The sequence below is a fragment of the Trueperella abortisuis genome, from assembly GCF_030811095.1.
Classification (GTDB): Bacteria; Actinomycetota; Actinomycetes; order Actinomycetales; family Actinomycetaceae; genus Trueperella; species Trueperella abortisuis.
In genome coordinates this window covers 1,150,926-1,171,587 of sequence record NZ_JAUSQL010000001.1, presented here as the reverse complement: position 1 = coordinate 1,171,587, position 20,662 = coordinate 1,150,926, and the positions used below count along the sequence as shown (strand labels likewise).

General features: G+C 65.9%; 16 protein-coding genes. 4 read left to right on the top strand and 12 right to left on the bottom strand.

Features of this window, described 5'->3' with window-relative positions; genetic code table 11:
- Nucleotides 1-18 precede the first annotated feature (18 nt).
- The gene (gene aspS / locus J2S45_RS05175; protein ID WP_296929612.1) at nucleotides 19-1,839 is read right to left on the bottom strand and encodes an aspartate--tRNA ligase; all 1,821 of its coding nucleotides are present in this window, start codon (nucleotides 1,837-1,839) and stop codon (nucleotides 19-21) included.
- A gap of 157 nt (nucleotides 1,840-1,996) precedes the next feature.
- On the opposite strand from aspS, the gene J2S45_RS05170 reads away from it, so the two are divergent.
- The gene (locus tag J2S45_RS05170) at nucleotides 1,997-3,394 is read left to right on the top strand and encodes an MFS transporter (protein ID WP_307634745.1); all 1,398 of its coding nucleotides are present in this window, start codon (nucleotides 1,997-1,999) and stop codon (nucleotides 3,392-3,394) included.
- Nucleotides 3,395-3,468: 74 nt separating this feature from the next.
- The gene (locus tag J2S45_RS05165; RefSeq protein ID WP_307634744.1) at nucleotides 3,469-5,208 is read left to right on the top strand and encodes a DEAD/DEAH box helicase; all 1,740 of its coding nucleotides are present in this window, start codon (nucleotides 3,469-3,471) and stop codon (nucleotides 5,206-5,208) included.
- Here J2S45_RS05165 and J2S45_RS11060 read toward each other — a convergent pair.
- The 4 genes from J2S45_RS11060 to J2S45_RS05145 all read right to left on the bottom strand — a co-directional run bounded on the left by J2S45_RS11060 (nucleotide 5,205) and on the right by J2S45_RS05145 (nucleotide 10,598).
- A complete protein-coding gene (locus J2S45_RS11060) occupies nucleotides 5,205-6,764 on the bottom strand; it encodes a GTPase (protein ID WP_322790543.1) in 1,560 nt (519 codons plus the stop codon). The two genes, J2S45_RS05165 and J2S45_RS11060, sit on opposite strands and share 4 nt — an antisense overlap.
- On the bottom strand, nucleotides 6,761-8,497 hold the full coding sequence (locus J2S45_RS05155; RefSeq protein WP_307634743.1) for a dynamin family protein: 1,737 nt from the start codon (nucleotides 8,495-8,497) through the stop codon (nucleotides 6,761-6,763). Before J2S45_RS05155 ends, J2S45_RS11060 begins: the two co-directional genes overlap by 4 nt.
- Nucleotides 8,490-9,809, bottom strand: a complete 1,320-nt coding sequence (hisS, locus tag J2S45_RS05150; RefSeq protein ID WP_307634742.1) for a histidine--tRNA ligase — start codon at nucleotides 9,807-9,809, stop codon at nucleotides 8,490-8,492. The genes J2S45_RS05155 and hisS overlap by 8 nt, the downstream gene beginning before the upstream one ends.
- 69 nt (nucleotides 9,810-9,878) lie before the next feature.
- The gene (locus J2S45_RS05145) at nucleotides 9,879-10,598 is read right to left on the bottom strand and encodes an MBL fold metallo-hydrolase (protein ID WP_270974506.1); all 720 of its coding nucleotides are present in this window, start codon (nucleotides 10,596-10,598) and stop codon (nucleotides 9,879-9,881) included.
- 141 nt (nucleotides 10,599-10,739) lie between these two features.
- On the opposite strand from J2S45_RS05145, the gene J2S45_RS05140 reads away from it, so the two are divergent.
- Both J2S45_RS05140 and J2S45_RS05135 read left to right on the top strand, forming a co-directional pair.
- The gene (locus J2S45_RS05140) at nucleotides 10,740-12,107 is read left to right on the top strand and encodes a DUF349 domain-containing protein (RefSeq protein WP_307634741.1); all 1,368 of its coding nucleotides are present in this window, start codon (nucleotides 10,740-10,742) and stop codon (nucleotides 12,105-12,107) included.
- 104 nt (nucleotides 12,108-12,211) lie between these two features.
- A complete protein-coding gene (locus J2S45_RS05135; RefSeq protein WP_300047107.1) occupies nucleotides 12,212-12,724 on the top strand; it encodes a hypothetical protein in 513 nt (170 codons plus the stop codon).
- Here J2S45_RS05135 and J2S45_RS05130 read toward each other — a convergent pair.
- From J2S45_RS05130 to ruvA, 7 genes are all read right to left on the bottom strand, one after another.
- Nucleotides 12,675-14,972 (bottom strand): RelA/SpoT family protein, encoded by a 2,298-nt coding sequence (locus tag J2S45_RS05130; RefSeq protein WP_270974502.1) that lies wholly within the window; start codon nucleotides 14,970-14,972, stop codon nucleotides 12,675-12,677. The genes J2S45_RS05135 and J2S45_RS05130 overlap by 50 nt on opposite strands.
- Before the next feature lie 58 nt (nucleotides 14,973-15,030).
- Nucleotides 15,031-15,585 carry an adenine phosphoribosyltransferase gene (locus tag J2S45_RS05125; RefSeq protein ID WP_270974500.1) on the bottom strand — a complete coding sequence of 185 codons (555 nt, stop codon included), beginning with the start codon at nucleotides 15,583-15,585 and terminating at the stop codon, nucleotides 15,031-15,033.
- Nucleotides 15,582-16,679, bottom strand: a complete 1,098-nt coding sequence (secF, locus tag J2S45_RS05120) for a protein translocase subunit SecF (RefSeq protein WP_296929596.1) — start codon at nucleotides 16,677-16,679, stop codon at nucleotides 15,582-15,584. The genes J2S45_RS05125 and secF overlap by 4 nt, the downstream gene beginning before the upstream one ends.
- On the bottom strand, nucleotides 16,679-18,520 hold the full coding sequence (secD, locus tag J2S45_RS05115) for a protein translocase subunit SecD (protein ID WP_307634740.1): 1,842 nt from the start codon (nucleotides 18,518-18,520) through the stop codon (nucleotides 16,679-16,681). The genes secF and secD overlap by 1 nt, the downstream gene beginning before the upstream one ends.
- A gap of 23 nt (nucleotides 18,521-18,543) precedes the next feature.
- Complete coding sequence (gene yajC / locus J2S45_RS05110) at nucleotides 18,544-18,939, bottom strand: preprotein translocase subunit YajC (protein ID WP_307634739.1); 396 nt, start codon at nucleotides 18,937-18,939, stop codon at nucleotides 18,544-18,546.
- A gap of 97 nt (nucleotides 18,940-19,036) precedes the next feature.
- Nucleotides 19,037-20,047 carry a Holliday junction branch migration DNA helicase RuvB gene (gene ruvB / locus J2S45_RS05105; protein ID WP_307634738.1) on the bottom strand — a complete coding sequence of 337 codons (1,011 nt, stop codon included), beginning with the start codon at nucleotides 20,045-20,047 and terminating at the stop codon, nucleotides 19,037-19,039.
- Between the two features lie 2 nt (nucleotides 20,048-20,049).
- The gene (gene ruvA, locus J2S45_RS05100) at nucleotides 20,050-20,643 is read right to left on the bottom strand and encodes a Holliday junction branch migration protein RuvA (RefSeq protein WP_307634737.1); all 594 of its coding nucleotides are present in this window, start codon (nucleotides 20,641-20,643) and stop codon (nucleotides 20,050-20,052) included.
- Between the last annotated feature and the right edge of the window lie 19 nt (nucleotides 20,644-20,662).

The window sequence follows — 20,662 nt, the reverse complement described above, 5'->3', positions numbered from 1 at the left end:
CGATGACGGCCCGAGCATCTACTCGGCGTCGGCCTTCTCGGCCGGCTCAGCCTCAGCGGCGTCCTTCTTGGCCCCCTTGGGCTTGGCGTCCACGCCCGCCTCCTTGCGCTGAAGCGCTGTGATCGGCGCCGGGGCGTCGGTGAGCGGATCCCAGCCATTACCGATCTTCGGGAAGGCGATGACGTCGCGGATCGACTTCGCACCCACCAGCAGCGAGACGATACGGTCCCAGCCGAAGGCAATGCCGCCGTGCGGCGGTGCTCCATACTTGAAGGCCTCCAGCAGGAATCCGAACTGCTTGTTCGCCGTCTCCTCATCGATGCCCATCACCTGGAAGACGCGTTCCTGGACGTCGGCGCGGTGGATACGGATGGAACCGCCGCCAATCTCGTTGCCGTTGCAGACGATGTCGTAGGCGTAGGCCAAGGCATTGCCCGGATCCTGGTCGAAGGAATCGAGCCACTCGGGCTTGGGAGAGGTGAAGGCGTGGTGGACGGCCGTCCACTTTCCGGCTCCCACGGCAACGTCGCCTTCAGCCTCGGCGTCGGCGGTGGGCTTGAACAGCGGCGCGTCGACCACCCACACGAAGGCCCAGGCGTTTTCATCGATAAGGCCGCAGCGCTTGCCGATTTCGAGGCGCGCAGCCCCGAGCAGGTCACGCGAGGCAGCCGGCTTGCCGGCGGCGAAGAAGATGCAGTCGCCCGGCTTGGCGCCGGTGACCTGCGCCAGTGACTCGCGCTCGGCGTCGGAGATGTTCTTCGACACCGGGCCGCCCAAGGTCCCGTCCTCCGCGATGGTCACGTAGGCCAGGCCGCGCGCACCGCGCGCCTTGGCCCACTCCTGCCACTTGTCGAAGGTGCGCCGCGGCTGGGAGGCGCCGCCGGGCATGACGACCGCGCCCACGTACTCGTTTTGGAACACCCGGAATGGGGTGTCCTTGAAGAACTCGGTGAGGTCGATAAGCTCCTGGCCAAAGCGCAGGTCGGGCTTGTCGGAACCGAAGCGTTCCATCGCTTCCTTGTACGCCATGCGCGGGATGGGAGTGGCCAGCTCGTAGCCGATGAGCGCCCAGATCTCCTTGAGCACATCCTCGGCCACCGAGATGACGTCGTCCTGATCCACGAAGGACATCTCGACGTCGAGCTGGGTGAACTCGGGCTGGCGGTCGGCTCGGAAGTCTTCATCGCGGTAGCAACGCGCAATCTGGTAGTAGCGCTCCATGCCGGCAACCATGAGCAGCTGCTTAAACAGCTGGGGCGACTGTGGCAGGGCGTACCACGAGCCGGGCGAGAGGCGGGCAGGGACGATGAAGTCGCGTGCCCCCTCCGGGGTCGAACGCGTCAGTGTCGGCGTCTCAACCTCGACGAAGTCATGGCCGTCGAGCACGCGGCGGGCCGCCTGAGAAACCTTCGCGCGCAGCCGGATGGCCCTCTGCTCATACGAACGGCGCAGGTCAAGGTAGCGGAACTTCAGGCGGGTCTCCTCGTTGACCGAGCCGGCATCCTCAGCGTGATCCGAGACCTGGAACGGGAGCGGTGCAGAGGGGTTGAGGATCTCGACCTCGCTAGCCTCCACCTCGATGTCGCCCGTGGCGAGGCTCGCGTTCGCGTTGCCCTCGGGGCGCTCCATCACGGTGCCGGTCACCTTGACGACGAACTCGGAGCGCAACTCGTGTGCGACCTCCTCGCGGACGGTGACTTGGGCGATGCCAGAGGCGTCACGGAGATCCAGGAAGGCGATCCCTCCGTGGTCACGACGCCGATCGATCCAGCCCGCCAGCGTCACGACGGCGCCGATATCTTCTTTTCGCAGGGATCCTGCCATCCGGGTACGAATCACGTATACCTCTTTCAGTTGTGGTCTCACCCGCGAGACGGGCGGGCGATGTTCTCCCACGAGACGGGCGGGGAACATGTGAAACACTCTACGCGCCGGCTGGCAAATGTCACATCTGGTCGGGCGTGCCGTTTCCAACATCAACACCTAGCATTCTGGTGTGAGAGAACGAAAGAAGCAGCGCATCAGCCGGAGTCTCGAGCAGTGGCTTGCCATCCTCGCGGTGAGTCTCATCAGCCTCGTCGCCTTCGAAGCTCTCGCGGTGGCGACCGCGATGCCCTACGTCGTCGATATCCTCGACGGTCGCAACCTCTACGCTCTCGCATCGGGCGTGACCCTCGCCACCCAGCTCATCACCACCGCCTTCGCCGGTCCGTGGTGCGACGCGAAGGGTCCCAAGGTCTCCCTGTACACGGGCCTTGGGCTCTTTGTGGCCGGGCTCGTCGTGGCGGCGGCGGCCCCGTCGGTGGAGGTCATCGTTCTTGGGCGCGCGATCCAGGGCCTGGGCGGCGGTCTCATTGTCGTTCCGCTCTACGTGTTTGTGGGCAACTACGTCGAGCCCGCCCGCCAGCCGCGCATCTTCAGCGCCTTCGCCGCCGCGTGGGTGCTGCCCTCGCTCATCGGCCCGCTGGTGGCCGGCTTCTTCGTTGAGCGCCTCAACTGGCGTCTCGTGTTTGCCATCGTGCCCCTCATCCTTCTCCCCACCGCGCCGCTCATCATCAAGCAGTTCGCCCGCTTTCCGGACCTGCATCAGCGCACTCCGATCACGGGATATAAGCGTACCGTCGCCTTTTCCGCCACGGCCGGCATTGTCATTCTTGGTATTCAGTTGCTCTCCGGCCTCAATGCCAAGGAGTTCGACACCACGGCCATCGCCCTTGTCATTGGCCTGTCCGTGCTTGTCCTCGTCCTTGCCCGCCCGCTCCTGCCCCGGGCGACCTTCCGCGCCCGGCGCGGACTGCCCGCCACCGTCTTGCTCCGGCTGGCGATCAACGGCACCTACATCGCCGTGGAGGTCTTCCTTCCGCTCATGCTGAAGGAGGTCCACGGCTGGTCCGCGACGCAGGCGGGCATGATTATGACCTTCGGTTCGGTCACCTGGGCGATCGGCTCCTGGGCGAGCGGGCGGGTGAGGAATGAGCGCTACCGCGCGGCCGCGCCCGTCGTCGGCACCCTCATTCAGGCGATTGGGACCGCGGCGACCATCACCGCCGCCTCCTCCGCGGTGCCCGGTGTCACGGCCCTCATCGGCTGGCTCGTGGCAGGCTTAGGAATCGGGCTGGTCTACCCCGCACTGACCGTCCACGCGCTCGCGCTCACCCCGCCCGAACGCCACGGTCGCATCTCGTCTGCGCTCACAATCGCCGACACACTGGGCTCGGCGCTCTTCGTTGCCTGGTGCGGCATCATCTACGCTCTCGCCCTCCCACAGGGTCATGCGGCCTTCGTATGGGTGATCGGGACGATGACAGCGCTCCTGGGGGTGAGCCTGTGGGTGGCCTCCCGGGTGCTTGATGTCACCCCGAAGGCGGTGTCAGCCGCCTCGTCCGAGCACTAGACTAAGGGGCGGCGCGAACGCGCCCAGCCGCCGCGCCCTTCGCGCCTTGCGGTTTTCACACTCCCAAGGGATCCATGACTTCATTTTCTGGGCTCAACCTGCCCGCCACTATCCTGTCCGCCATCGCCAACATGGGCTACGAAGAGCCCACCCCCATCCAGGAGGAGGCCATCCCTCCGCTCCTTCAGGGGCGCGACGTCGTCGGCGTGGCCCAGACAGGCACTGGAAAGACGGCGGCCTTCGCCCTGCCGATGCTCACCCACGTCGACCCCGCCCTCCTTCGGGTCCAGGCCCTCGTACTGGCCCCAACGCGCGAGCTCGCGATGCAGGGCGCGGACGCAATCGACAAATTCGCCTCCACCACGACGGGCTTGCGGGTGGTGGCCGTCTACGGCGGCTCATCCTACGTGCCGCAGATCGGCGCGCTCAAGGACGGGGCGCAGGTGGTGGTGGGCACGCCGGGACGCATCATGGATCTCATCGACAAGGGTGCTCTCAAACTCGAGGCGGTTCGTTACTTTGTGCTCGACGAAGCTGATGAGATGCTCCGCATGGGATTCGCAGAGGACGTGGAGAAGATCGCTTCCGGCCTGCCGGAGGAGCGCATCACGGCGCTGTTTTCTGCCACTATGCCCGCCCAGATTCGCCGCGTGGCCGAGACCCACATGACCGATCCGGTCGAGGTCACCGTCGCTCCGCCGGCCTCCACCATCGACACGATCCACCAGACGTATGCGATTGTGCCGTCGCGTCACAAGATCGGCGCCCTCGCGCGCGTGCTTGCCACGACGCCGGCCGACGCCGCCCTCGTCTTCGTTCGTACCCGTGCCACCGCCGAGGAGCTCGCCATCGAGCTGTCCACCCGCGGCGTCCAGGCCGCCACGCTTTCCGGAGACGTTCAGCAGCGCGACCGGGAAAAGCTCGTCGACCGGCTCCGCAACGGCACGCTCGACGTACTCGTGGCCACCGACGTCGCCGCCCGCGGGCTGGACGTGGAGCGCATCGGCCTTGTGGTGAACTTCGACGTTCCGCGGGAGGTCGACACGTATGTCCACCGCATCGGCCGCACCGGACGCGCTGGACGGGAGGGCACGTCGCTGACCTTCGTCACCCCCAAGGAACGCAACCGGCTACGTCGCATCGAGAACATCACGGGCGCCCACATGGAGCAGGTGGAACTGCCCACTCCGGCGGAGGTCTCCGGGCTGCGCGCCCGTCGGCTCATCGCCCAGGCCAAGGAGCGCTACGAGGTCGGCCGGCTCTCCGTCTACCGGGAGGTCATCGCGGAGTTTAGGGACGAGCAGATGGAGGCGGAGACCCCGCTCTCGCCCGAGGACCTCATCGCCGCGCTACTCGCGATCGGCGTGCGCGACCCGGGCCCACAGGCCGACGACGAACCCGAACGGCTCACCGCGCACTTCGAGGGCCGCGAGGATCGCAAGGAGCGATACGGCCGGCGCGAGGATCGCGAGGGTCGCCGTCATTCCAAGCCAAAGACCTTCGCGGGCGAGGGGACCATGTACCGGGTCGAGGTCGGACGCCGCGATGGCGTCTCCCCCGGCGCGATCGTCGGTGCGCTCACAAACGAGGGTGGTCTGAACGGCTCGCAGCTCGGGCGGATCGACATCTACCCCACCTTCTCGCTTGTCCAGATCGACCGCGAGATCGACCACGACACCCAGCGCCGCATCGCCACGGCCCGTGTCTCCGGGCGCAACCTCAACATCTCTAAGGACACCGGCCCAGGCGCGAAACGCGGCGCCCGCCGTGGGCGCGATAACCGCACCCCGCGCCGTCCGCGCCACTTCCGCTAGGGACGGGCCTTCGTCAGCCCCGTCAGCAATTCCTGGAGCCGGGCGTAGGCGGCTCGCTCCTCCTGAACGACCGACAGCTCGGCGCGGACCTTGTCCGCGAAAGCGGCGTTGACGCGCGCGAGGACGCGGCGGCGGGTTCGGCGTGCACCGCGCGCGGCCAGCAGCCGCCCAATTCCGGCGAGGATCCAACCCGCCAGGAGGCCGCCCGCCAACATAAGCGTGGGCAGCGGAAAGATACCCCACGCCGGTGGCTCGCCCAGCTGCAGTCGGAGCGTGTCGGCGAAGGCGAGGGCGGCTAGCCACACGCCTCCCGCGACGACGGCGGCAAGCGCCACCCACTGCAGAAGATTGAAGAGCACCCACCAGGCTGGCACACGGCGCGCCTCCACATCGAGGCTAGAAATGGATGTGTCCAGATCGCCGATGAGGCGCTCGGCGCGCTCGTCGACCTCTTTGCGGGTCTGGCGCGCCCACTGGGAGGGCATGTGCGCGGTCGCTTCCTCGACATACGCCCGGATCTTTCCGCGCGCCACAGCCGTCTGCGCCGGCGAGACGTAATCTGCAACACCGGAAACACCGCCGGCGTCGAGACGCAAGCGCTTGAGCGGATCGATCCCGCGCCGGGCCAGCCAACGCGTGACTGGCCAGCCCGTGGCGAGCCGTGCCCGCCGCTCATACGAATCGGCCGAGGCACTGGCGACCACGCCCGCGCCCGCCGCGATCGCCAGCGCCGAGGCGACCGGCTCGAACGGGACGTCGACCGCGGTGGCGGCCGCCTGCCCGCCGTCGGCGTGGATCCGCCCTAACATGTTGCGCGACTCGGTGCGGATGTCCGCCGCGAGCTTCTCGCCCGAGGCCACCCGCTCCGCGACGATATCCTCGAGCTTTGCTCGCAACGCATCCACGCCGAGCCCAGTGGCGGCGGAGACGGGAAGCACGGGCGTGGATAAGCCGTCGGCCCGCAGAAGGCGGCGCGCGTCGGCTAGGACGTCCGCGAGGGTGTCCTCGTCCAACTTGTCGGCCTGGTTGAGCACCACGATCGTCGTCGCTGCGTGCTCCGAGAGCTCAGCCAGGTAGTCCTCGTGGACCACCGCATCGGCGTACTTTTGGGGGTCGAGCACCCACACGACGACGTCGACCAGCTCGGTCAGCCTCCGCGCCGTCTGGCGGTGGTCGAAGTTGGTCGAATCGACATCGGGAAGGTCGATCAGGATTGCCGAGCCGGCCCCGGTCAGCGGCGCTTCGTGCCGCTCGGTGATGGCGAGCCAGTCGAGGATCTCCCCGGCGGGAAAGTTGGTGACGGCAAGCGCGTGCGCTGTCGTCGGGCGAATAGCGCTCGCCCGCGACACGGGCCGCCCCACAAGCGCGTTGACCAGGGACGATTTGCCAGCACCCGTCGGACCCGCCACCGCGATGACCGTGGCATCGGTGTTCATCGTCCGACGCCGAACCGCGCGGTCGAGGAGCTGAGGTACCTCGCCAAGGACGCCCGGGATCTTCTCCTGCGCGATCTCGGCGGCGGCGTGGAGGTCTCCGATGGACTCCGTCAGGCTCATAGGTTTCTCCCGTCGCAGATCTTCGCCTCGGTCAAGGCGCGCAGCTGACGCGCGTAGTCGTCGCGAATCTGGGGGGACAGGCCAAGCTCATCGATGACACCCTGCCACACCGCTCGGTCCGTGCCGAGGAACTCTCGCACCCTCTCGTCCAGGTCCGCGCGTGCCTCTTTCGCCATCCGGCGCACCGCTTCGTCACCGAAGACGGCCTCGAGCACCCGCTGGGCAACGACGGCCGTGCCGCCCGCCACCGCAATCTCTCCGCCGATCAACCCGCCGGTGGAGGCGAAGACGACGATAATGAGGGCCACGCCCACCGCGTTGATGGAGAAGGCCAGCGCCCGCGCCGCAAGCCTCTTGGACTCACCCTCGTTTCGGATGAGGGCAATGAGGGCGGCCTGCCATTCGCGCACGAGGCGCTCGGCGGCGGCCCGCCGGTCGTCGTCGCTCCTGAGGCGCTCCTGAGCCCGCTGGGCGAGCGGGCCGCCGATACCTGCCCGCCACGCGTGTGCGATCTCGGCGTTCGCTCCGTCCGCCTCGGACAGGAGCAGGGCGAGCACGTTATCCTCGAGCGCATCCTCCACCGTGGAGGTGTCCACGCTCGCACGGAAAAAACCGGTGATTCGATCGCGCAGCGAGGAGACGCCCTTTTCGAGTTTACGGGCCCATTCACCCGTTCCCACCACGTCCTGCCAGCGCGAAAGCACCTCACCACGCAGCATCGAGCCGTCGGAGGCGTGGCGTCTGAGAGCGTCCTCGGCACGGTCGAAGGCGGCATTGACGTCCCAGCGTAGCGAGTCCGCCCCGGCGAGCTGCTCGTCATAGCCGGCGAGTACCTCGGAGGCGCTGATCAAGAGCTTATCCACCGTGCCCGTCAACGTCTGGCGCGCCACCGAGGCGCGCACCTGCGCGTCGGAGGCCAAACCCTCAAGCCAGCCGCGGATCGGGGCGACGTCCGCCCGGGCAATCATCCCGCCTTCCAGTTCCTGCTCGGAGAGCACGAAGAGCGGGGCATGGTCAAGCCCGCGTTCGCCAAGCATACGGTCCAGGTCGGGGCGCACCTGTGCGCCTGTGCCGGCGGGCACCCGGTTAAGGACGATTCCGACGACGACGTTACGCTCGGCCGCCTCGTCGAGCATCGCCCACGGGATCGCGTCCGCGTAGCGCGCCGCGGTGGTCACGAAGACCCACAGGTCCGCGGCGGCCAGGAATTGCGCCGCGAGCTGGCGATTCTCCACCACGACCGAGTCGATGTCGGGAGAGTCGAGGAGCGCCATCCCACGCGGAACAAGCTCCGTTGCGCGGATCTCCAACTCGTCGCCGGCCTCGCCAACCGCATCGGGATCGACCGGACCGTGCGACACGACGCGGGCCAGGTGGGGAAAGATGCGCTGGTCGGTGAACCAGCGTGCATCGTCGGGATGGTGAAGCAGGAGCGGCCGGCGCGTCGTGGGACGGAGCGCCGAGGCTCTGGCCACCTCCTCGCCAAGCATCGAATTGATCAGGGTCGACTTTCCGGCACCCGTCGAGCCGCCGAAGACGGCAAGTAGCGGGGCGTCAAGCGCTTCATAGCGCGGGATCACGTAGTCGTCGAGCTGGTTGTTCATGTCCGCGTAGACCAGCATCCGCTCCCCCGAGCTCGCCATCTCCAACGGGAAATCGAGCGCCGCAAGGCTCTCGCGGAAGGGACGCAGCTCGGCCGCTACCCGCGAGGGCAACTGCGGAAAATCACTCATCGCTCCCCCGAAGTTCGGGGGCAAGGTCCGCGGCGGGCGGCGCCCACGAGGCGGCGTCGGCGGCAACCTGCTCTCCAGAGCGGATGTCCTTGACCTGTTCGCCGTCGTCGGTGGAGAACCACACGAAGGGGATGCCGCGGCGGTCGGCATAGCGGATCTGCTTGCCGAACTTCGCCGAGTTGGGCGAGACCTCGGCCGCAATCCCGCGCCCGCGCAAGAGCTGGGCCGTCTTCTCAGCATGGCGGCGCTCGCCCTCGTCGTTGACCGCCACGAGCACGGCCGTGGGCACCTTGCGGGTGGGCCGGACCAGATCCCGCCCGATGACGCGGGCGAGGATACGCGAGACACCGATCGAAAGCCCAACGCCCGGGTAGTTCTTCTTGCCGTCCGTCACCAGCGAGTCGTAGCGACCGCCGGAGCACACCGAGCCCAGGTCCTCGTGTCCTTCGAGCACCGATTCGTAAACCGAGCCCGTGTAATAGTCCAGACCGCGCGCGATCTTAAGATCCGCGCTCACCGAGCCGGGGATGAGGTCGTTCGCGCCCTCGAGGAGATCGACCAGCTCGCCGAGGCCCTCATCCAACAGATCCGAACGATAGCCGAGAGCGAGGACGCGATCGGCTACCCGGGCGTCGTCGCCGCGGATGCTCGCGAGCTCGAGGGCCAGACGCGCCTGATCCTCCGTGGCCCCCATCTCGCCGAGCATTTGCGCCACCACCTTCGGGCCGACCTTATCGAGCTTGTCGATGATGCGTAGCGTCTCCTCCACGTTATCCAGCCCGATCGCAGCATAGAAGCCCTGGGCGACCTTTCGGTTCGAGGCAAGAATCCGTACCCGCGGGATGGGCAGCTTCGACAGCGCGTCCACCATGACCAGCGGCAGCTCGATCTCGTGGTGGAATGCGAGGGTGTCCTGTCCGACGACGTCGACGTCCGCCTGCAGGAACTCGCGGAAGCGTCCATCCTGGGGGCGTTCGCCACGCCAGACCTTTTGGATCTGGTAGCGGCGGAAGGGAAAGTCAAGGTGCCCGGCGTTTTCCAACACGTAGCGTGCCAGCGGGACCGTCAGGTCAAAGTGCAGCCCCAGCTCCGAGTCCACGCTCGCGTCCTGAAGGCGGCGCAACAGGTAGATCTCCTTCGAGGTCTCCCCCTTCGACAGCAGGCGCTCGACCGGCTCGACGGCGCGCGTCTCGATCCCGGAGAACCCGTGTAGCTCGAAGGTGGTGCGCAAAGCGTCGATCACGTGTTGCTCGACGATGCGGCCAGCGGGGAGCCATTCGGGGAAACCAGATAGAGGTGCAATTTTAGCCATGGGCCTATTGTTTCATCTTTCCACCTCGAACAAGGAATCTGCCACGGCGCAATTCCTCACGGGCTCCCATCAGCTCATAGCGGCGTGAAGGAAGGGGTTGGTGCGCACCTCACGGAACATGGTGGTGGACGGGCCGTGTCCGGGGAAGACCGCCGTCTCGGGTTTGATCACCTGGACGAGTAGGCGCAGGCTCGCGGCCATCTTCTGTTCATCCCCACCGGGCAGATCCGTGCGTCCCACTCCGCCGTTGAACAACACGTCGCCAGCGAGCATGATCGGCTCGACCTGTCCGGTGGACATCATGGCGCCTTCGCGATCTGGCGTCGGGTCGCCCTGGAGCAGGAACACGGTCGAACCCTCGGTGTGGCCTGGCGCGGGCAATGCACGGATCGCGATACCGGCGACGAGCTCGACGGGGGCGGAGAATGCCTCGGCCGGCAACTCACGCAGGCCCTCGGGCTTCGCCCACGGCTGGGCACCCATGCGCGAGAGTGCGAGGTCTCGGGAGGGATCGGCGGGCATGTGGGCGGCCGGGTCATCCATGCGGTACATGTCAGGGCCGGGAATGTAAACCGGGGCCGAACCCGCTATCGCGGCCACGTCCCACACGTGATCCGGGTGGCCATGGGTGAGAAGCACCGCGCCCAGGGTCAGCCCGCGGGCGTCGAGCGCACCGGGAACCCAGGCATGCGATCCGGCTCCGGGGTCAACCACGAGCGCTGTGGAATCCGCGGCAAGAATATAGGTGTTGGCCTGGAGGAACGTATCGCTGTTTCGGAGGAAATACATATCTTAACGCTACCCGCAAGGCAGGCTTGAGTACATCCAGGAATGCGAGAATGCGAAAAATACAGGCCAAACCGCGTAGACTATTGCACGATATACGCGAACGGTGTGGCGTCGCCAACCCCGTCTACTGAGGAGAATCTCATGACCGATTCCACGAACGAGACCACGAACACTACTCCTGAGGCGCAAACGGAGGACAAGCCCATCCCGGCGCCTCGCCCCAAGCCGCAGGTGGCAGCCCCGGTTCCCGAGGTAGACGACGTCGCCGCCGCAGAGGCCGCCAAGTGGGGGCGCGTGGATGACGAGGGCAACGTGTGGTTGCGTTCCTCCGGTAACGACGGCGAACGCATCGTCGGTCAATACACCATCGGCGGATCCGACAAGGACGCCCTCGGCCTGTACGTTCGGCGCTACCTTGATCTTGAAAACGAGGTCAGCCTTCTCGAGGCTCGCCTGGCTAACATCTCCCCCGAGGAGATCGCGGCCTCCCTCAAGGGCCTGTCCGAGCAGTTGCGCGAGCCCGCCGTCGTCGGCGACATCGATGCGCTGCGCAGGCGCGTGGAAGCCCTCCAGGGGGCCGCCGACGAGCGGCGCGCCCAGGTCAAGGCGGAACGAGAGGAAGCAAAGCGGGCGTCCGTGGCCGAACGCACCGCGATCGTCGAGGCCGCCGAGGCCGTCGCAGCGCAGGATCCGGCGAACACGCACTGGAAGAACTCTCGCGCCGAACTGACTAACCTGCTCGACCAGTGGAAGTACGCCCAGCGCCACTCCCCGCGCATCGACCGCCCCACGGAGGAGGCGCTCTGGAAGCGCTTCTCTTCTGCTCGCACCACCTTCGACCGCCACCGTCGCCAGTTCTTCTCGCAGCGCGACGCGGAGCGCAAGGAGATCGTTGCTCGCAAGGAGGCCCTCATCGCCCGCGCCGAGGCCATCGCGGATTCAACAGACTGGGGGCCCACCTCGGGTCAGTTCCGCGACCTCATGAACGAGTGGAAGCGCGCGGGGCGGATGAACAAGCGCGAAGACGACGCGCTGTGGGAGCGCTTCAGCGCCGCCCAGAATCGCTTCTATGAAGCCCGCAACGCCTACAACGCCGAGATCGACGAAGAATTCGCCGCCAACCGTGACCTCAAGCTCGAGTTGCTGGCTCAGGCGGAAAAGCTCCTGCCCGTCACCGACATCGACTACGCCAAGGCCCAGATCCGCGCGATCGGCGAACGCTGGGACGCCATCGGCCGCGTGCCGCGAGCCGACATCCAGCGCACCGAGGGGCGCATGCGCGACATCGAGGCCCAGATCCGCGATGCCGAATCCGAGCAGTGGAAGAACTCTGACCCGGAAAAGGACGAGCGATCGGCTGGCATGGCCGAGCAGCTCCAGCATCTCATCGACGAGCTCGAAACTCAGATAGCTCAAGCCCGCCAAACCGGCGACGAAAAGAAGCTCAAGGAGTACGAGGACGCCCTCGCCGCCCGCAAAGCCTGGCTGAGCGCCGTCCAAGGCGACTAACGCCGACACTTTCCACAAGAGCGCCGCTGGTCTCCAGCGGCGCTCTTGTCCACAGCTGTGGGTAGCCCGTATGTGCCGGGTCGGCGTCGTGGTGAACTTGACCCATGACGCTCCACATCTACCAACCCACCACGCTGGCCCAGCGCAACGAGGCGCGAACCCTGGCCGGCGCAGGCCTCATGATCGACATCGGCGAGATCGGATACGTCGGGGTCGACCTGTGCAAGACAGCCACCTCCCGGGCCCGTCTGCTAGCCATGCGTAAGCCGGGCAAAGTATTTGTCCGCGAGTCGGCGCTCTTCGTTCACACCGGCTGGCACACGCCCCAACTACAGACCCGGGTGGACGCCGTTGCGCCAGCCGCCATCCCGGGCACCGACCTCGCCGACGTCGGCGGCCAGCTCGTGACCACCCTGGAACGCACGGCGATCGACCTCATGATCTCCCACGAGGACGCGGGCGTGGAGCTCCTGTGCCTCCTGGTGCGCGCTGGCACGTGCGTTCAGGCGATCGAACGGCGCGCCTACCAGCTCCAACTCCACGGGATTGCCCGCGTACGCGAGATCCTTACCCAGCTGCCTCGTGATCTCGGACAGCCTGCTTCGCTGAGCCTGTAAGCCGGTAGGCGTCGTGGACGCCCTCAATCTTGCGAAGCTCGTGCAGGACCTGGCGCAGGTGACGCGGGTCGGCCATCTCGAAGGTGAAGTTCAACCGCGCCACGCGCTCGTTCGAGGTGTTCATCGAGCCGGTGAGCATGTTGACGTCGTGCTCGGACAGTACCCGCGTGACGTCCGCCAGCAGACCCTTGCGGTCGAGCGCCTCAATCTGAACCTGGACGAGGAAGACGTTGGAATCCGCGTCGTCGGCCCACGCGATATCGATGAAGCGCTCCGGCTCACGTTTCAGAGAGCGCATGTTCGTGCAATCCTTGCGGTGAACCGAGATGCCGCTACCGCGGGTGATAAAGCCGACGATCTCGTCCGGCGGCACCGGCGTGCAACACTTGGCGAGCTTGACCAACACGTCCGTGTTCTCGATGTCGGAGACGATGACGGCCGACGACGCCGATCCGATCTGCTGGTGCTGGATCCGGGTGGGGGTGACGGCCTCCGCCATCGTCTCCTCTACGCCCGCGGTTCCGCCCTGCGAGGAGATGAGGCGACGCACCACGGTTTCCGGCGAGATCGTCCCCTCCCCGATGCTGGCATACAGATCCGTGACGTCCGACTTGGACAGATCCTGCGCCACGGCCTTGAGGGTCTCGTGTGACATGAGGCGCTGAACGGGCTCGTTCTTGCGGCGGATGGCACGAGCCAGCTTGTCCTTGCCTTGCTCAATGGCCTCCTCGCGGCGCGACTTGGTAAACCACGACTTGATCTTCGAGCGTGCCCGCGGGGTGGCCACGAACTCCTGCCAGTCCTGCGAGGGCCCATAATCCTCGGAGCGGGAGGTGATGATCTCGACCGTGTCTCCCGATTCGAGCCGGTGGTCGAGCGTGACGAGCTTGTCGTTAACCTTCGCACCCACCGTGCGGTGACCTACCTCGGTGTGGACGGCGTAGGCGAAATCCACCGGGGTCGATCCCGTCGGCAACTCCATGACCTCACCCATGGGGGTAAAGACATAGACCTGGCTGCCCGACATCTCGTAGCGCAGAGAGTCAAGGAACTCCTTCGGGTCCGCGGTCTCGCGCTGCCAGTCCACGAGCTGACGCAACCACTCGAGCTGGGTATCCGCCTGCCCGCTCGTGTCGGCCTTCGAGGCGTTCGGATTCTCCTTGTAGCGCCAGTGCGCGGCCACGCCGAATTCGGCACGCTTGTGCATCTCATACGTGCGGATTTGGATCTCCACCGTTTTACCGCCCGGACCGATAACCGTGGTGTGAATCGACTGGTAGAGATTGAACTTCGGGGAGGCAATGTAGTCCTTGATGCGCCCCTGGACGGGGACGTAGAGCGAGTTAGCAATGCCCAGAGCGGTGTAGCAGTCCTGGATCTCCTCCACGAGCACGCGCACCCCGATCAGATCGTAGATGTCCTCAAAGTCGCGTCCGCGCAGGATCATCTTCTGGTAGATCGAGTAGTAGTGCTTGGGGCGACCCGAGATGGTACAGCGCAGCTTCGCCTTACCCAGCTCCCGCTCCAGCTCGGCCTTCATTTGCGAGATGTAGCGCTCGCGCTCCGGGGCGCGATCCTGAACCATGCGCTCAATCTCGGCGTAGACCGCCGGGTAGAGCTCCTTAAACGACCGATCCTCCAGCTCCCACTTGATCGAGTTCATGCCGAGGCGATGGGCGAGCGGCGCGTAGATCTCCAGCGTCTCGCGCGCCTTCTTCTGAGCCGACGCCGGGTTGACGTACTTCCAGGTACGGGCGTTATGAAGCCGATCTCCGAGCTTGATAAGGAGCACCCGGATGTCCTTCGCCATGGCGATGACCATTTTCCGTACCGTCTCGGCCTGGGCGGCCTCGCCGTATTCGACCTTGTCGAGCTTCGTGACGCCGTCAACCAGCAGAGCCACCGTGGAGCCGAAGTCCCGCGTGAGCTGCTTGAGCGAGTAGCTCGTATCCTCCACCGTGTCGTGCAGCAGCGCCGCGACGAGCGTGTCTTCATCCATCCCCAGCTCTGCCAGGATCGTGGCAACCGCCACCGGGTGGGTGATGTAGGGCTCTCCCGACTTTCGCATCTGGCCATCGTGAGCGCGCTCAGCGGTTTCAAAGGCGCGAATAATGCGCGCCTTATCGAGCTTGCGATTGCCGATGGCGCGCATGAGAGGCTCAAGCAAGGCGGGAGTATCACTCTTACGCCCGAGCCATGAAAGCCGCGAGCGTACCCGCGGTTCCTCTTCGTTGACCGTTGCGTCCATGTGGGGATTATACGCCACTGTCACGGGCAATGACGAAGCCCCACATGGACGAACAGTGCTAGTAACGGATGACCGATTCCACCGGGTAGTCGTAGCGCTCGGCCAGGTACTCGCGCCCGCCGAGGTCGGCCAGCTCGAGCAGGACGCACAGGCCCGCAGGCTTGCCGCCCGCCTTCTCGATGAGGTGGAAGGCCGCACCCGCCGTGCCGCCGGTGGCAAGGACGTCGTCGATCACGAGCACACGCATGCCGTCTTTGACGGTGAAAGGCTGCAGCTCCATGCGGGCCGAGCCATACTCGAGGTCGTAGTTGACCCCGACGACGGGACCGGGCAGCCGGCCGGCCTTACGGACCGTCAGCATGCCGATGCCGAGCTCATGGGCGAGCGGGGCACCTAGGATGAAGCCGCGCGACTCGAGGCCGGCCACGGCGTCGCACTTGCCGCGGTAGCGGTCCGCCAAGATCGTGATCAGGGAGGCGAAGGCCTCGCCGTCGGCGATCAATGGCGTGATGTCCCGGAAGAGCACACCACGCGCCGGGAAATCCTCCACCTCGCGCACGTGGGACTTGACGAGTTCGACAGAGTCTTGAGGAAAGATAGCCTCGTTGCTCATCGCTTATTCCTTTTCTTTCGCTTGGGCTGGGCGCGCTGGCCGCGGTGGCCACCAGCCAGCCGTTCGGTTGCCACGGCGACCGAACTTTCATTGAGGTCATTGGTGTCGTCAGATGGTTCGCCACTGAGCTCCTCGCGGCGCGCGAGGACGCGGGCGGTGTGCGCCTTGATCTTCGAGTCGCGTTCGGCCAGCCACACGGCGAGCGGAGCGGCCACGAACACCGAGGACGCCGCCGAGAGCACCATGCCCACGAGCATGACCAACGCCAGGTCACGCAACGTCTCAGCGCCGAGCCACCACACGCCGATAAGCAGAACCGACAGCACGGGTAGCCACCCGGTGACCGAGGTGTTGAGCGAGCGGATGAGGGTCTGGTTGATGGCCAGGTTGGCCTCCTCCGCGTACGTCATCTGGGACTGATGTTCGAGATCGGCGGTATTCTCGCGAACCTTGTCGAAGACAACCACGGTGTCGTATAGGGAGTAACCCATGATGGTCAACAGTCCGATGATGGTCGCGGGCGCGATCTCGAAGCCCAGAATCCAGTAGATACCGAGCGTGACCACGAAATCGTGCAGGAGGGCGCCGATAGCACCCACCGCGATCGTCCATGACTTGAAGTAGATGATGAGGACCACCGAGATCAGCGCCATGAAGATGATCATGGCTCGGATCGCCTGCGAGAGGATGTCCTGGCCCCACGAGGGGCCAATGTACGTGGAGGTCACGTCCGCCTCGGGCACGTCGTAGGCCTCGGCGAGGCCGCGCCGGACCTCCTGGGTCTTGGTGTCGTCCAGCGATTCGGTCTGAACGCGGATAGCCTCCTGGCCGACGTCGGACACGCGCGGCACGGAGGTGGTGGCCTTGGCGACGACGTCGTAGGCCGGCTTGTGCTCGAGGGTGGCCGTCCCGGAGACGGTGAACTGCGAACCACCGCGGAACTCGATGGCGAGGTTCGGGGAACGGATCGCGAAGGAAGCCAGCGAAATGAGTACGGCCGTGATCGCGATGGTGAACCACAGCTTGCGCCGGCCCACGATGTTGTAGGAACGCTTGCCCGTGTACAGGCCGTTACCAAAGGAGTACATCGACATTACTGGTCTCCTTCCTTCTTCTGGCGCTCTTCTCGCCTCTGGCGGGCGCGCTGCTTGGCAAGCGACTCGCCGTCGGTAAAGCGGGCGTCGGGCATCTCGTAGTCGTGGATGACGGCGCCGTCCGCAGCCACCAGCGCACTCTTCGGCTTGCTACGCTCCTTGCGCACCGGGATCGAGCGCCCGCGGTAGCGCGGGGTGGACTCGAGCTTCTCTGTGTCCATACCCGAGCCCCGCTTGCCCTCTCCGAAGAACTTCGTGCGCGCGATGAGGGTCATGAGCGGGTAGGTGAACATCATGACGACCACGAGATCGAGCACCGTGGTCACGCCGAGCGTGAAGGCGAAGCCGCGCACCGAGCCGACCGTCAGGAGGTAGAGCACCACTGAGGCGGTGAGGTTGACGATGTCGGAGATGATGATCGTCCGCTGAGCGCGGTTCCAGCCGTGCTGAACCGCACTGCGCACCGAGCGGCCGTCGCGGATCTCGTCACGTATACGCTCGAAGTAGACGATAAACGAATCCGCCGTCACACCGATCGAGATGATGATACCGAGCACACCCGCCATCGACAGGCGGTAGCCCATCGTCCAGGAGAGGAGGCTAATGATGAGGTAGGACAGGCCCGTCGACATGAGGATCGAGCCGATCGCCACGACGCCGAGGGCGTGGTACTGCCAGATCATGTAGATGATGATCAGGATCAGGCCGACCAGGCCGGCGATGAGGCCCGAATTGAGCTGCTCCGATCCGAGAGTTGCGGAGATCTGCTCCTCGGATTGGACGTTAAACTGCAGCGGCAGGGAGCCAAACTTGAGCTGGTTGGCCAGCGCCGAGGCCTCGTCCGCCGTGAACTTGCCAGTGATCTGCGCCTGGCCGCCCGTGATCGGATAGGACACGCGGGCCGAGGAAATGACGCGCCCGTCGAGGACGGAGGCGAAAGAGTTACGCGGCTCCTTCAGCGTGGATAGGCGGGTGGTGACATCACCGAAGATCTTGCCACCCTCAGAGTCGAAGGACATGTTGACGGCCCAGCCACCTGTGGGCTGGCCCTGCTGGTTCGTGGCCGGAGAAGATGAGGCCGAATCGAGCTGAGTGCCGTCCAGCTCCGAGGGGCCAAGGATGTACTTCGTCATCGTGTCCGGGTCACAGGCGACGATCGCGGTCTCCGGGCTATCAGTCTTTTCTGCCGGGCGCGAGTCAGGAACCTTGCAGTCGAGGGTGTAGGCCTCGTACATGGTCTCCTCGGTGATCCAGTTCGTGTCCGAGGGGTTCTCCGGCGTCTGGGCTGGTTCACTGGACAGCTCGCCGTTGCCATCGGCATCGGCGAGCTTCCGGATCGCTTCGTCCAGCGCGGCGTCGTCCATCGTGGCAGGGTCGAGATCGCCGGCCTTGTCCCCGAGCGCCGAAACCACGGCCTGGGCATTCAGCGGCGACGGGTCGAGGATCGACAGCACAGGGCGCATGCGCAAGACGGCCGACGTGCGCACAAGATCGAGCGTCTCCTGCGACGGCGTTCCCGGCAGGGCCACGATAATGTTCGATCCGCCCTGGGCGGTGATCTCCGCCTCGGACACGCCGGTAGCGTCCACGCGCTGGCGGATCACGTTGATCGCCTCGCGAATATCGGAGGAGGTCACCTCCGAGCCGTCGGTGGTCACCGGGGTCAAAATGATCTGGGTTCCGCCCTCAAGATCGAGTGCAAGATCGGGGGTGAACCTGGTCTTGTCGCCGCGCAGGCTGCCAACGATGAGGGAGCCTAGTAGGGCGACAATAAGGATGAAGAGGACGGTCAGGCGACGCCACGGTTTTGGCGTCGGGTCCTCCAGGTGGCTTGAAGACACGTTAGTTCCTTTGAGCCTCGTCTTTACTTATCAGTGCTGGGATCGTCAGAGAGAGGGGCCTGCGCGTTCTGGTCCGGAAGGTCGCCGTCGGCCTGCCGGGACTGAAGGAACTCCTCCACGTCGCCCGTCTCATCCTCCTCGCTCTGGCCGAGCGGGATGTCCATCTGGCCCATGATCGCAGTTCGCAGCCACACCGTCTCATCCCCGGAGGGAGATTCGAGCGTGACGGCGTCGCCGTCGATGTCGACAATGCGGCCAAAGAAGCCGGACTGCGTCATGACGTTGTTCCCCACCACGAGGGCCTCCTCGCGCTTGGCAACCTGAGCTTTCTGCGCCTTCTTCGCACCACGGCTCATCAGCCAAAACAAACCGACCATAAAGACCGTGAGAATAATCAACTCAACGGGGACAGCGGGCATCTCATCTCCAATCAACCAAAGCACGTTGCTTTGTGACAACCGTACAAGTCTACCCACTTTCGGCCTATGGGGCGACGCTGTCCACCCGTGGAGCGAGTCACGAAAAGAGCGTGTCTTCGGGCGCGGCGAGCCCCAGATGTTGGAACGCGAGCGAGGTGGCCTGCCGCCCGCGCGGGGTGCGGATCATGAAGCCCTGGCGCACGAGATAGGGTTCTGCCACCGTCTCGACTGTCTCCGGCTCCTCGCCCACCGACACGGCAAGCGTCGACAGCCCGACGGGCTGGCCGCGGAAGCGCACGCACAGCACGTCGAGCACGGCGCGGTCCAGGCGGTCGAGCCCCTTCTTGTCCACCTCGAAGACCTCCAGGGCGGAGCGCGCCGCATCCAGATCGAGCACGCCGCTGCCGCGCACCTGCGCCCAGTCCTGCACGCGCCTCAGGAGCCGGTTGGCAATGCGCGGCGTGCCCCGTGAGCGGGAGGCGATCTCGTGGGCGGCCTCGGGGGTCAGCTCGACGGCGAGTTTGCGCGCGTTGCGCTCCACGATCAGGGCCAGCTCGGGGACGGAGTAGAAGTCCAGGTGCGCCGTGAATCCGAAACGGTCACGCAGCGGGGCGGGCAACAGGCCCGAGCGCGTGGTGGCGCCGACCACCGTGAACGGCGGCAGCGGCAACGGGATCGACGTGGCCCCCGGCCCCTTTCCGATCATGACGTCGACGCGGAAGTCCTCCATCGCCAGGTACAGCATCTCCTCGGCCGTGCGCGCGAGGCGGTGGATCTCGTCGATGAAGAGCACATCTCCCTCGTTAAGCGAGGACAGCACCGCGGCGAGATCTCCCGCGTGTTGGATCGCCGGTCCGGAGGTCAGCCGCAAGGCGCCGTTGACCTCGGCGGCGATGATCATCGCGAGCGTCGTCTTACCTAGGCCGGGCGGCCCAGCGAGCAGAACGTGATCGGCCGCCCTGTTGCGTTGGACGGCCGCCTCGAGCACGAGCGAAAGCTGGTCGCGCACCGTTTCCTGGCCCACGAACTCCTCGAGGACCTTCGGGCGCAACGCAGCCTCTTGGGCGCGCTCGATGTCGCTCGCGTCCGGATCCGTGTACTCGTTCACCGCTACCTCCGTTGCCCCAAGACCTGCAAGGATGCGCGCAACAGCTGGGCCAGCGTGCCCGACGGCGTGGTCTTCATCGCCTCGGCAAGCGCGCTCGCCGCGTCGCGTTCCTTCCAGCCCATACCAACTAGCGCCGCAATGACGTCGTCAGCCGACGACGACGCCGACGCCGACGCCGGCTCCCCGCCGACGGCAGGACCGAGCTTGCCGGCCAACTCGAGCACCATCCGCTGGGCCGACTTCTTGCCCACCCCGGGAATCCGCACGAGGGCGGCCTCATCCTTGGTTTCGATGGCGCGGCGGAGCTCGTCAGGCGGAAGCGTCGCCACAATGGTCAGCGCCGAACGGGGGCCGATCCCCGTGACGGACCGGAGCACGTCGAAGGTGGCCCGCGCGTCGTCGTCGTGAAATCCGAACAGGGCCTGCTCTCCCTCGCGCGATGTCACCATGGCGATGTGGACGAAAGCCTCCTGCCCCTCCCGGAGCTTGGCCAGCGTATCCGGCGTGGCAGAGAACAGGTAGCCGACGCCGCCTGCCTCGATGACGGCCGCAGTCGCCGTCACGCGTAGGACAGGACCGCGCAGAGATACAATCATGAGCCCTCCCATTCGAACA